General features: G+C 42.9%; 15 protein-coding genes. 3 read left to right on the forward strand and 12 right to left on the reverse strand.

What is annotated here, in order from left to right:
* Positions 1-52: 52 nt before the first annotated feature.
* Positions 53-1,558, reverse strand: a complete 1,506-nt coding sequence (locus CEG13_RS17085; RefSeq protein ID WP_100013103.1) for a BCCT family transporter — start codon at positions 1,556-1,558, stop codon at positions 53-55.
* Positions 1,559-2,002: 444 nt separating this feature from the next.
* Here CEG13_RS17085 and CEG13_RS17095 point away from each other — a divergent pair, with 444 nt between their 5' ends.
* A complete protein-coding gene (locus CEG13_RS17095) occupies positions 2,003-3,130 on the forward strand; it encodes a TolB family protein (protein ID WP_100013105.1) in 1,128 nt (375 codons plus the stop codon).
* 251 nt (positions 3,131-3,381) lie between these two features.
* Here CEG13_RS17095 and CEG13_RS17100 read toward each other — a convergent pair whose 3' ends face one another.
* From CEG13_RS17100 to CEG13_RS17150, 11 genes are all read right to left on the reverse strand, one after another.
* Positions 3,382-4,098, reverse strand: a complete 717-nt coding sequence (locus CEG13_RS17100; protein ID WP_143469692.1) for a hypothetical protein — start codon at positions 4,096-4,098, stop codon at positions 3,382-3,384.
* Between the two features lie 73 nt (positions 4,099-4,171).
* Positions 4,172-4,780, reverse strand: a complete 609-nt coding sequence (locus CEG13_RS17105; protein ID WP_100013107.1) for an ABC-2 transporter permease — start codon at positions 4,778-4,780, stop codon at positions 4,172-4,174.
* Complete coding sequence (locus CEG13_RS17110; protein ID WP_100013108.1) at positions 4,777-5,553, reverse strand: ABC transporter ATP-binding protein; 777 nt, start codon at positions 5,551-5,553, stop codon at positions 4,777-4,779. Before CEG13_RS17110 ends, CEG13_RS17105 begins: the two co-directional genes overlap by 4 nt.
* Positions 5,554-5,634: 81 nt before the next feature.
* Entirely contained in the window at positions 5,635-5,922 is a 288-nt protein-coding gene (locus CEG13_RS17115; RefSeq protein WP_239984698.1) for a hypothetical protein, read from the reverse strand.
* 33 nt (positions 5,923-5,955) lie between these two features.
* Positions 5,956-6,306 carry a DUF2200 domain-containing protein gene (locus CEG13_RS17120; protein ID WP_100013109.1) on the reverse strand — a complete coding sequence of 117 codons (351 nt, stop codon included), beginning with the start codon at positions 6,304-6,306 and terminating at the stop codon, positions 5,956-5,958.
* Positions 6,307-6,361: 55 nt separating this feature from the next.
* The gene (locus CEG13_RS17125; RefSeq protein WP_100013110.1) at positions 6,362-6,541 is read right to left on the reverse strand and encodes a hypothetical protein; all 180 of its coding nucleotides are present in this window, start codon (positions 6,539-6,541) and stop codon (positions 6,362-6,364) included.
* Positions 6,542-6,573: 32 nt separating this feature from the next.
* Positions 6,574-6,864 (reverse strand): DNA-binding protein, encoded by a 291-nt coding sequence (locus CEG13_RS17130; protein ID WP_100013111.1) that lies wholly within the window; start codon positions 6,862-6,864, stop codon positions 6,574-6,576.
* A gap of 118 nt (positions 6,865-6,982) precedes the next feature.
* Positions 6,983-7,192 carry a hypothetical protein gene (locus CEG13_RS17135; protein ID WP_100013112.1) on the reverse strand — a complete coding sequence of 70 codons (210 nt, stop codon included), beginning with the start codon at positions 7,190-7,192 and terminating at the stop codon, positions 6,983-6,985.
* Between the two features lie 201 nt (positions 7,193-7,393).
* On the reverse strand, positions 7,394-8,725 hold the full coding sequence (locus CEG13_RS17140) for a hemolysin family protein (RefSeq protein ID WP_192869566.1): 1,332 nt from the start codon (positions 8,723-8,725) through the stop codon (positions 7,394-7,396).
* 144 nt (positions 8,726-8,869) lie between these two features.
* Entirely contained in the window at positions 8,870-10,468 is a 1,599-nt protein-coding gene (locus tag CEG13_RS17145; RefSeq protein WP_100013113.1) for an amidohydrolase, read from the reverse strand.
* Between the two features lie 269 nt (positions 10,469-10,737).
* The gene (locus CEG13_RS17150; RefSeq protein WP_100013114.1) at positions 10,738-11,886 is read right to left on the reverse strand and encodes an N-acetylmuramoyl-L-alanine amidase family protein; all 1,149 of its coding nucleotides are present in this window, start codon (positions 11,884-11,886) and stop codon (positions 10,738-10,740) included.
* 559 nt (positions 11,887-12,445) lie between these two features.
* Here CEG13_RS17150 and tnpA point away from each other — a divergent pair.
* Together tnpA and CEG13_RS17170 are read left to right on the forward strand one after the other, a co-directional pair.
* On the forward strand, positions 12,446-12,844 hold the full coding sequence (gene tnpA, locus CEG13_RS17165) for an IS200/IS605 family transposase (protein ID WP_100013116.1): 399 nt from the start codon (positions 12,446-12,448) through the stop codon (positions 12,842-12,844).
* Between the two features lie 11 nt (positions 12,845-12,855).
* A partial coding sequence (locus CEG13_RS17170; RefSeq protein WP_158234718.1) for a helix-turn-helix domain-containing protein occupies positions 12,856-13,046 on the forward strand: 191 nt, incomplete at its 3' end.

Below are 13,046 nucleotides of genomic sequence, written 5' to 3' on the forward strand. Positions count from 1 at the left end.
TTTTTACCGAACAATAAGGGCGCTTTCTCATCCAAAGAAAGCGCCCTTTCATTTAACTTCGGTCCTTACTTTTCGACCCTTTTCTAATCTCCTTATATATCGAAACAATCATGATCAGAAGTATCACCGTAAACGGCAAAGCTGCCGTTAATGATGCTGTTTGCAGTGCATTTAACCCACCTGTAAATAATAATACAAGGGCGATAGCTGTGATAAGCACACCCCAAATAATTTTAGTGACCAACGCTGGATTCAGGGATCCCTTGGATGTCATACTGCCCAAAATATATGTAGCAGAGTCAGCTGAGGTTACCATGAAAGTAAAAATCAGCAGAATCGATATAATGGATAGAACATCTGAAAACGGGACAACCCCCAACGCTTCAAACAATGCAACCGCAACATTTTCATTGACCGCTTCGGCAATTTCTGTTCCATTATTTAAATCACTATAAACGGCCGTACCGCCAAATACGGCAATCCAGACACAGGCGATCGCCGGTGGTACGATCATCACCCCGCTGACAAATTCACGGATGGTTCGGCCTCTGGAGACCCGGGCGACAAATGCTCCGACAAACGGCGACCAGGCGATAGCCCACGCCCAGTAGAAGATGGTCCACTGATAAACCCAATCCCCGCCGGTATATGGTGTGAGCCGCAAGCTGTACTGCACGAAATTGGCAATATAATCCCCCATGCCGAGCACAAAGGAATTTAACATAAACACGGTTGGCCCTAAGAAAAATACAATCACCATAATAAGAAGCGCCAGCCCCAAGTTAATATTACTCAGCCACTTAATTCCTTTATCCAGTCCAGTAGCAGTGGAGAATAGATAGGCAGCCAGCATGATCAAGGCGATAATAACTTGAACACCAATATTGTTCGGGACACCAAAGACGGATGTTAATCCTCCATTCAGCTGTTCAAACGAGAGACCGACAGTTGTCGCAACACCCATTACGGTCGCTATGACAGCAAGAATATTCACCGTATTTGCGACACCTTTGTTCTTCCCAATAACAGGCTCGATCGCAGCGGAAACCAAACCACTTCTATCTTTCCTGAATTGTAGGAACGCAATCGCAAGGCCGGCCATCGCAAAGACGGCCCACTGACTAATCCCCCAGTGGAAAAAGGAATAGCCCATCGCTACTCTGGCTGCTTCCTCCGTCTGTGCCTCCAGCCCGGGAAATGGCGTTGCGAAGAAGTGACTCATTGGTTCTGCAACACTCCAGAAAACTAAAGACACCCCAAAACCTGCGGAAAACAGCATGCCAATCCATGTAAAAAACGGATATTCCGGCCGCGAATCAGGAGGTCCTAATCGTGTTTTTCCATGTTTGCTGATGGAAATATAAATCAGGAACAAGATAATAATAAATACCGCAAGTAAATAAAACCAACCGAAGTTAATCGTCGTAAAATTGAAAAGTGCTTGCGCGACGGTACCAAATTGCACTGGCAGGAATGCCCCAATGAGCACTAATAAGCCAACAATAATTGCTGAAACAAAAAATACCGGATTCTTATACGATTCTGTTTTTTTCTTCATAAGTATCCTTTCGTCTTTATGTAATGGTTACTATCCAGCCGAGTGAGCTGATTAGTATATGTTATTTTACCCGAACATAAACATTACTAAACCAGGTTAGAATCGGTGCCGGATGTCGGTGCCTGTCACTTCCCGAATTTTGTCGAAAAGTATCTACCGCCGGACTCCTGCTTCCTGTTATTGCAACTTTCTTTCGGGAAGAAAAGAACTCCCCATTTCTTCCCGCCTTATTTTCCTGTAAAATATAACCCAAAATGAGAGGAGAATCCGCATATCAAAAACAAGCGCCTTCTGATCAGTCTCATCGGCATTGTTGCTTTTCTCTTTACAGCTTCTGTCGTATACAGCTTTGTAAATGATAATGATCCATATGAGCACCACACCGGATTAGGTAATTCTATATCTATCTCTCCCGATGATACAACACTGGCTTTCTCCTACTTTATGAACGGCAATGAAGCAATTTACACAGGGGATATAGAAAGTAAGAGTGTAGAAAGGATAACAGCCCCGGAAGAAGAGGACCATCATAGCCCGCAGTTCTCACCAGACGGTGAAGGGTTATTATATCTGGCTGCCAATCAAGATGGGGTACAGACAATACATTACAAACCGGACTTGGGTCGTGACGAAACCACACAGCTTACGAAAACAGATTCCCACGTGTTCAGTGCCGCCATTTCTCCTGATGGCAGCAAAGTGTATTATATCGCGATGCCATCTAAAGATTTTGGAGTACCTGAGGGAGAAGCGGAGAATGGAACAGATCTGCATTCCGTAAATATAGACGGCAGTAACTCACAAAAGCTAACTGATAAAGATACTTATGCGATGAACGAACTTTCCATTTCTGATGATGGAACGACCCTTTATTATACGGCTTTTCAAAATGAGACACAGCAGCTGTTCGCCTATAATATAGAGGACGGAACGGAGAGCGCATTTTTGCCGGAACACATGTCAGACGATATCTATCACCCTGTTCTTTCCCCGGATGAAGAGCAATTAGCCTATACTGCGGTAGCAGACACATCAGAGAACGGCACCTTTTTATATGAACTGTTTTTGATGGAGGTTTCCACCGGAGACTCGGAAAGACTGACCGATTACAATGCATCTGTCACGTCACCAGCCTTTTTCCATCAGCAAAATCGGATTGCGTTTCTTGCCGAGAGCAACTGGCCAAGTGAACCATCATCCTACGAGATTATGACGGTCTCTGAAGACGGCGGGGGTGCAACTAACTTGGCACTGGATCTGCCTGAATCGAGTAATACCATTCAGCCAGGAGCTATTGCTGACAAGTTAGTGAACACGGTGACGATGACGGTGCTCTATGTACTATTGTTCGGCTTGTTAACCGTGTATTACCATGCTAGATCCAATAAAACGTACTTTCCAGCCAAATTAAGTGCCATACTGACCGGAGTCGTTTTCTTAGGTTCCTTTGCGGCAACTGCTTATAATCCATGGATGGGTATCGGGCTATTTACCTTAGCCGGCGGGTTAGTTGGCTGCACGGCCGTGATTTTTGTGCTTGCTTTGATTTACCGGCGGGTTGTTCGGCGTTAAAGCATGTTGGAGTAAGCTCGTAACCAAAAAAAGTAATCCATTTTGAAAAGTACTGATCAAAATGGATTACTTTTATTTTTGGTTGGTTCAGCTAATTCAACCGATGACTACTATTATTGATTCGATAGGCAAGCATCGCAATGATACCTATTGGAACCCTGCCAACAATAATGGAAAGCAGATTTTTATATAACAAAGTGCCTCTCCTTTTCACGCCTAAACTATATACTATTGCCAAAAATTATAAAAGCTTACTGACCGAATTCATAGTTGAACAAAATAAAAACCATAAATAACATTTCCTGATCGTGTTCACATTCATTATTCATAACTAATTGATAAACGGAAATACCTTTTCTGCTTCCAGTTGCGACAGTAGTATCATTGTGATAAATTTCGGTTTTTGCACCAATTGATAATGACTTAAAATGATACGTATTTTGTCCATACTCAAGATATAGACTTTCCTTCAGTTTCCTTGCATTTTTCCAGGAATAATCAGTGCGGATGGATCCCACTTCTTTGTCGTTATGATAAATCATCCATTCTTTGTTTTCGCGAACTTTATTTTCATTTTTTGGTTTGAAAAGTACTTGATCATGATTCGATAGGGTAAATGATAGATTAAGATACCATTTACCTGGAGTCATGATATCTGCCACAATACGCTTCCGCCAGCTGTGATAAAACCGGTGATATGAACCCATGTGTGTTTCACCGCTATACATCTGTTTCTTTGTAGCTGACACTCTGTCTCCCAGCCTGGTAACCATACCTTTTTCACCGCGATCGGGGTGAAAATCACGATCTTTGTTATACTGCTTTTTCATAATGAATAAAACCAGCACAGATGCAGCAGGGAACATAAGCAGTAACAGTAGTTGGTTAAGCTCAAATTCTCCTAAAACGATGTAACGAAGCGATAGTCCAATAAAACCAGCAATAAATAGCACAAGTAATCGGCTCACAATAATGCGCCCTTTCTAATTCAAAAATGTCCTTCTAAAGCAGGCCCCCCTGCAACGGTTTCATTTAATCCAATTAAACAAGATCCCGACGCGCCCGAATCCCATTCGCAATCAATAAAATTAGCCAGCATAAGCCCACGGCGAGAAGGAGGTAGGCAGCGCTGAGAACATAGACTAAAGCCCCTAAGTCTATGAAACGCGTAACGAAAAACCCTAATAATGTCCCAAATAAAACTGTTGCCATATAGACGAAAAAAGTTAATCCCCACTTTAAGACAGGATGCTTGAGCAACGTAAACATGGCAATAATGATAGGTGCCAGAACAATCATGGTTGCAAAATGTGTGATAGATTGTGTGAAAATATCCCTGAAAGTAACATCGCCGAATCCGATAAGTCTTCCGATGGACTCAAACAGTACCCAGGCTGCGCCGATAAAGATCACGCCTAACGTCCTCGCTTGGAAAAATGTTTTCAGTGGAAGGGGTAAGGACAGCATAAACCTTCTCGTTTTTTGTTTTTCATCCATTTGCGTCAGCGTCAAATCCATGACAAAAACCAATATAAAGCCGGTCATCGAAGAGTCTGTGTAAAGAAAAGCCCCTGCGATTAATCCAAAGGGAAAAATAAAAAGTAATCCCCATCGCATTAGCCAAAGATCCAGCTTGATAAGTGATATCATTCAACGTCACCACCTAAATAATAATCATGCAACTCCTCCAGCGTGGCGGTTCTCACTCCTTCTTGAGACGCGGTCTCTTTATGTATTGTGCCATCTTCAGCCACGGCATGATTTGCCTGCAATTCTTCCACAGCCCCAGAAATGAGAATTTCACCTTTGTCCATCAGCCAAACGGAAGAAGCGAGCTGCTCCATGTCTGATAGAATATGAGAGGAAAAGATAATGGTTGTTCCGTTATTTTCGTGTTCCTTCTTTAATAATGCAATCATTTGTTTTCGAGATTTTGTGTCCAGACCGGATGTCGGTTCATCCAGCAATAGTAGCTTCGGATGGTGGGCAAGAGCTGCTGCGATACCTGCTTTCATACGCATTCCCCGGGAAAATTTCTTGATCTTTTTCTTTGCATCCACTTCAAATTTCTCCAGCAAGGAAAAGAAAAAGGTATCGTCCCAATCCGGATAGATCTCGCCCAAAAACGAAGAAAGTCTCGTTAAATGCAAGTCCTCATACACGGATAAATCATCGAAAACAAACCCCACTTCACGCTTCCAGTCCTGTAGCGACGGAGCCAGTTCGCCTTCTATGTAACGATAAATATCGCCGCTCGTAGGCTGGATCAATCCGAGCACGAGCTGAATCATCGTCGACTTGCCCGCACCATTGTTCCCAATGACCCCGAGAATTTCGCCCTGTTCAATCGCTATCCCGGGAATCCGCAACATAAATTGATCCCTTTGTTTTGTTACTTCTTCAAACTGCAGATTTATGGGCACGCCTTCACCTACTTCACTAATTTAATCACAAGTTATACATATAGATAGTTCTTATGCAAGATTACTATAATAGAAGATTATTTAAGTTAAATATTCGATACTGCGTGTTATTAGAAAATAAGAAGCAACAATCACTAAAACTAAACTAACGAATGCCAGTTTTTTCATGCCTTCTTTTATGCATTCAATAAAATCATAAAGACTTCTAATCAACAAAAAAGCGATCAAAAATAACCAGCCAAAATGATCATTTGTATTATTTTCATCAAAAAACATCGTTATTGCACCTATGAGAAAAACAGCAAGTACGAGGTCAAGATAAACTTCTTTACGGCTGATTAATTTTTCTTCTTCCAATTTATCACCCAATCAGTTTTCCCTCTCCATCCGGATTAAATAAAGCTATCCCCGCAAAATTTTCTCCATCGCTTTTCCCTTTGCTAACTCATCGATCAGCTTATCCAAATAGCGGATTTCCTGCATTGTTGGTTCTTCGATATCTTCCACTCGGACGCCGCAAATCACACCTTTGATCGAAGCACGCGCGGGATTCAATTGAGGAGCTTGCGCAAAGAAGGTCTCAAAGTCTGTCTGTTTTTCCAGTTGTGCTTCTAACTCTTCCTGGCTATACCCTGTCAACCAACGGATGATTTCATCGACTTCTGATTTTGTACGTCCTTTTTTCTCCGCTTTTTTAACATAATGGGGATAGACATTTGAGAAACTCATTGTATAAATCTTATGTTTGGCCATTGATATACCCTCCCTTAATTGAACTGTTATATGGCCTGATAAGTGAATAAGTAATTCACCTCGTTAATTTCGCTGCCCTGCGCATTCCGAACATCGTCAAAACAACAGTTAAAATGACAAATGGCACCCAGAAACTGTTGTCGCCCACAGCCAAAATCACTGCTGTTACTGCTGAAAAAATGGATGCTATTTCAAGAGCCCACCATTTTTTATCTTTTAATACTGGAGAATTCATTACTGCACCTCCGCAACCCTATAAAATTTTGTTTACTCCCCATAATTTATTAACCACTTACGCAATTTTTCTTTCGGATAGTAAACCTTATTATTAATTCTAAGGTGCGGTATGTCCGGGTATTCCTGAATTAAAGACTCCGCATCTTCTTTGGGTATACCTAAAAAGTGATGTATTTCTTTTTCCTTTATCAATTCATGATCATCATTTTCTCTAATGTTATCCATAAAACTTTTAGCATTTGGATTTTTAAAGTTCTTTAATCCATCCCCAATAAAAAATCCTGCGGCAGCAATTCCTAAGGCTAACAAAGTAAAATCCAAACCCAAAATACCACCTTCTCTAATAAAAATTTCTTATTAGAAATACGATTAAATGGACAAAAAGTTTCACAGTCTTATTTCCATCATTATCGTCGTCTACTTTGAGTTGATTCTCCAATTAATCCGTTACACACTCAAAATAAGTCATTTCAAAACCTGTTTTTTCAATAACAGGATGCCCGCCAATATTAAAACAATTATCGGCCGCTTCTGTTACTTTTACATAACTAAGATAAGATTGAGCAGCAATTAGAATTGCAACCACGATAAATGCGATTAAACCTACTATTACTAACCCTTTTAGTGGAGTGATTTTCTTTATTTGCATATTTCCACCTCACTTTTAACTCATATAAGTATTCTTTGATTTTAAAACTCATAATTAATAAAACCAGAACTCCAACCGAGCCGCCCAATGCGAGTAACATAGCTGCGAGCGGTTCTTGGTTGAAAAGAGAGTATATGCCAAATGTCAGAATAAGTGTGAGCATTGTTCGGGAAATATCCGGTCTGATGTGGTTTTCCCTCATTAATGCTCCTCCTCTTGCTGATCATTATTTTCTAAGGTAATAATGGCTTCTTCAATCCACTTATCTGCTGCTTTTTCTACTTTAAAGTGGAGATTATTATAGGTTACTTCCGGCTGTTCTCCCTGGGCAGGGAAATAGCCGAGCTTGTCAATAAGAAAACCGTTTAGTGTTTCATATTCCTCGCTTAGTAGTTGTTTTTCCAAATAATCTTCCACGTCATGGAGATGCGTTTTCCCGGCGACCGCAAATTTGTTCGGAGCAAGCTGTTTGATTTCTTCGTCCGGCACATTTGCTCCGGCATTTTCCGAGAAGATCTCGCCAACGATTTCTTCAATCACATCTTCAATCGTAATGATGCCTTCCGTGCCTCCATATTCATCAAGAACGATGGCAATATGAACATTGTTCTTTTGCATATCCCTGAATAACACATCAATGTTTTGGGTTTCCAGGGCGAAATAGGCTTTCCGAATCATTTCTTTTAAATCAAATGATTTTTGATCCCAATACTCAAGGAATTCGATCAAATCTTTGACATGCAGCACACCGACAATATTGTCGACATATCCATCATATACAGGAAAACGGGTATATTTTTCTCTGTTTACCACATGAACGGTTTCCTGTAATGTTGCATCAAGGGGAAGCATGGCCATATCCGTTCGGTGTGTAATGATATCGGATGCCGTCTTATCATTGAATTCGAAAACATTATTGATCATTAATCGTTCTGCTTTTTGGATGTACCCTTTGTCTCCGCCTTCTTCGACCAGCATTCGGATATCTTCTTCTGTCGCTTCATCATTGTCAGCGTGTGGGTCCACACCAAAAAGCCTTACTGTACCATTGGTCGAAACGGACAGCAGTTTGACGACAGGCAAAGCAATTTTAAACATCCAGGTAAGGGGAGTGGCAATGAAGTTTGAAATAGGTTCCGCCTTTTGCAGTGCAAGCTGTTTGGGCACAAGTTCCCCAAACACAAGGGTGAAATAGGATAGGATAATGGTAATAGCAACAACAGAGATCGTTTCAAGCATTGCTTGAGAAAGAGGGACTCCCATGTTGTACAAAGCTTGAGATGTTGGCCCGGCAAAGAAATCCGCAGCAAATGCACTGGCCAGAAAGCCGGATAAGGTCACGCCGATTTGAATGGTGGAAAGAAATCGGGTTGGCTCAGAGATCAGGGCATGGATCTTTTGTGCCTTTTTATCTCCTTCGTCAGCCCTCCGCTTGACTTTGTTTTCATTTAACGAGATTAAGGCAATTTCCGATCCAGCAAAAAAAGCGTTCAGCAAAATCATGGTTATCAGTACTACTATAGCAACCGTCACTAGGTTAAACCTCCATTTGAATTGTATCTGCTTGTCTAATTTAATTGTAATCCGTACGTTGTTTAAATACAAATAGTTAACAAAAAATGCTGGCCTTGACGAGACCAGCATTTTTGTTATTCACGTGACCGAGTTACTTCGCATTTACGCTTCCCGTTCAAATTTAACTTCCCCGCCGATAATCGTCATTTCAACGACAGTATCCAACAGCTCATCCGGGTCGGACATTGCGAATGGGTCTCTGGAAAATACAGTCATGTCCGCGAGCTTGCCTCGGGAAATGGTGCCTTTGATCGTTTCTTCATTCGTCGTGTAGGCGGTCATTTCCGTAAATAAACGGAAGGCTTCTTCCATCGTCAGTTTTTCTTCCGGGTTCCAGCCATCGTGCTGTTCGCCCGGTGCTTTTCTGGCAACAGCGGCATGGATGCCAAGTAAAGGGTCAACCGGCTCCACAGGGGAATCCGATCCTCCTGCACAAATGACACCGGCGTCCATTAATGTTTTCCAGGCATAGGAAAGCTTCGTTCGTTTCTCTCCAAGCCGCTCCGCTACCCAAGGGAAGTCACTGGCAAGAAAGCGCGGCTGAATATCGACAATGCGGGACGGCTGCGCCAGTCGGCTGATCAGCTCACTCTTAAGCACTTGCACATGAATGAGTCTGTCACGGTGGGAGACGGCAGGAAATTGATCCAGCACATCAAGCACATTCTCCAGTGCCTGATCGCCAATTGTATGCACGGCAACGGGCATGGATAATTCGCGCGCCTGTCTGACAATCTCTGTCAATGTTTCCTGGCTGTACATGGCTTCACCATGATTCTCGGGGTCATCCTGATACGGTTCGCTCAACAGGGCGGTCCGCCGGCCAAACGCTCCGTCCGAGAAAATTTTAACGGCGCCGATTTTCACGGTGTTATTGCCATATCCCGCGTACATACCGAAATTCCGGAGATCAGGCAAAAATTCATGATTAATCAGCAGGTTTGCCCGCAGACCGAGCTTTTCCTCATTTAACAGTTCATCATACATGCGGTAGGTTGCTTCCAGACCGCCCAGATGAAGCGGATCATTCGTATGGACGCTGGTCAGCCCTTTCTCCATTGCAAACTGGATCGCCTTGCGCATCGCGTTTTTTTGCTCCTCATAAGACGCTGCCGGAATATGCGGTTTAATTACTTCAGCAGCAGTTTCCAGCAAAAGTCCGGTTGGCTCACCGGCCTCGTCCAATACAATCGAGCCACCTTCTGGAATAGAGATATCCGCGTGATAACCGCTCACATCCAGCGCCTTTTGGTTCACCACAGAAGCGTGCCCGCAAATGCGGGAGATAAATACAGGATTGTCGGGCGCCGCCTGGTTCAATTCCTCGATCCGGGGGATGGGCCCGTCTGTAAACAGATTTTCATCCCAGCCGCTGCCAACCAGCCATTCTCCAGGTTTTAGCTCTCTTGCTTTTTCCTGAATTTTCGCGAGCATGTCTTCTCTGGAGCCAACCCCGGTCACATCAAGGTTCATAAATGTATTGGCGATCATGGAGAGATGCAAATGGCTGTCCACCAGGCCAGGGGTGGCTGTTTTCCCGTTCAAATCAATAATTTCCGCCGAAGAATCGCCCCATTGGTTGAGCATTTCCTCGCTTGTGCCCATATCAATAAATCGTCCGTTTTCTGCAACAACAGATTCGACATGCGGTTTTATGCGGTCAAATGTATAAATATTCCCATTGGTGTAGATTTTTTTCATGATATTCTTCTCCTTTTCACGTGGCAGCATTTTCTTCAGGGAGGTTCACGCCGCTTATACCTGGGGATTTTTTCAAACACAAAAGAACAACGATAGAAAATAACCTATCCTTGTTGCGATAACGTTATCCTCCAACCGATCAATGGTTTATAGGGCGGCATGGGCCTTTCATCAATCCAAAAAAGCATAAATATGTAATTATCGTATCAGATTGAAACCCTAGCGGCAAGCAGAGAAAAAAGCTGCCCCGCAATGGGACAGCTTTCCAATCAATTATGAAAATATTTTTTCAGACCCGCGACAATCGCATCTGCCACTTGATATTGATAATCTGCCGACTGTACCTGGGATAAATCCCCCGGGTTGGTGATAAAGCCAAGCTCCAACAGAACAGATGGAGCTGAGGTGTTTCTCAGCACATGATAGTCTGCTTGGACGAATCCTCTGTCATGTAAGGAAACTTCCTGTGAGATAGAGAAGTGAATATTCTGCGCGAGGCCTCTGTCCGCATTGTCGGTATAGAAGGTGTTAAATCCATTTACTGACAATATCGGAAAGGCGTTATAATGCAGACTGATAAAGGCATCTGCGCGCTGTGTATTACTGATATGAGTTCGTTCTTCAAGCGGTACAAAATAATCGCCGCTTCTGGTCATCACGACGTTCGCTCCAGTCTGCAACAGTTGTGCTGCCACTTTTTCCGTGGTCGAATAAACCAGGTCTTTTTCATAGACATTGTTTAAGCCGATAGCACCGGGATCAATGCCTCCATGACCGGCATCCAGCACAATCGTGTAGCCACTCAGCGATCCGCTCGCTTCATTAGTGCCAGGGTCCGTCGTCTGAACTGGTTCGGTGACCGTCTCAGATGGCTCTTCATTGTTGCTTGTGTCCACCGCCGATGCAGACGGCTCCTCGCCCCTGCCTGTGCTCGCCGCATCCGTCAGCCACGCGGCAATCCAGGCTGTTTCTCCATTGTTCAGACTGATTTGATGCCAGTCCCCATCGGTATTCAGCAGGCTGTATGTATCACCAGCCACAGCACCCCCTAGACTGGAATAACCGGTTCCTGGCCCAGAACGAAGATGCACACTGTCCGCCGTCACCCTAATTGTTTCAGCTTGAGGCTCACTGCTGCTTTGCTGTGACTGACTCACCGGGGACAGATGATGTTTGGCCACCCATACTTTCTGGCCGCCATAGTAGGTCATCACCCAGCCGTATTGCTCGTCAAACGTTGTAACCGTGTCCCCACTGTAGAGCATGCCAATAATCTCGGCATTGATCGATGGTGCTTCCCGCACATGGAGCATGCCATTCGAGACCTCATAGGTATCCCCGGCAGCAGCCTCTCCTTGCACAGGCACGAAAAGAAAAAATAAAAGCAGAAAACTAATTCCAAATGTAACTCGGCGCATCACCGTTTTGCCCTCCTTTATATGTGACAATTTTTTGAGGATAGTTCCATCATAGAATGAATGTAAACAGGAGACAAGCAATATGGTGGTTAATTTTGGCAAAATCGTTCGAAGGGACTATGATGGGAAAAATTTCGACTTTTTGCGGGGATTTTGTCGCAGACTAGCGAAAATAAATCGTAGTAAAAAATACAGGAAGACAGGTGATTTGAGGAAAATACAAAACCCGCGTGACAAGTTTTTCAAAGAAGAGCAAAGTAGAGATGGTTCGAAATGCCAAGAAAGAAGGACTAGCACTAGATCTCATCGTAAAGCTTATAGGACTGTCAAAAGCAGAAGTGGAGGACATCATAGCTGAAATGGAAAACAAACGGGCATAAACCGGTCATTTTTTAACGTACTTCCGAAAGAAGTCTCCCTCTTCAAGCGTGTGAAGGGCGCAACCCAACGGTAAGGGGGAGATGAATTTCGGTTGGAGGACAGCCCAAAGGCTTTTTCTTTTGCCTTTTTGTTCATCATGGTATAATCAGTCTTATAAAACATAAGGGTTGATATAACAATGGAATTAGACAGCAATAATCATTCAGTATTCTCGATGTATTACCATCTTGTGTTAGTCGTGAAGTATCGAAGGAAAGTAATAGATGATACCATTTCACATTATACTAAAGATAAATTTGTGTCATTGAGTGAAAAATATAATATCACATTAGTCGAATGGAATCATGATATGGATCATATTCATATCTTGTTCAAAGCACAACCCAACAGTGAATTATCGAAATTCATCAACACCTATAAAAGTGCCAGTTCAAGGCTTATCAAGAAGAATTTTCCTCATGTTCGTAAAAAGCTATGGAAAGAAATGTTTTGGTCAAGAAGTTTTTGTTTGTTGACGACTGGTGGTTCCCCTATTGAAGTGGTGAAAAAATATATTGAAAATCAAGGGATAAAGTGAGGTAATTTGATATGACTAAACAAAATAAAGCGTACAAGTTCAGATTATATCCAACAGATGAACAGGCTTTGATTATACGCAAAACTTTCGGATGTGTTCGTTTCGTCTACAACAATATGTTAGCTGAACGAAAAGGGACTTATGAGTTATGGAAAGATGATAAAGCTGCCTTAAAAAAAGTGAAGAACCCTACTCCTGCTAA

Origin of the sequence: Lentibacillus sediminis (assembly GCF_002763455.1) — a bacterium.
GTDB lineage: Bacteria > Bacillota > Bacilli > Bacillales > Amphibacillaceae > Lentibacillus_D > Lentibacillus_D sediminis_A.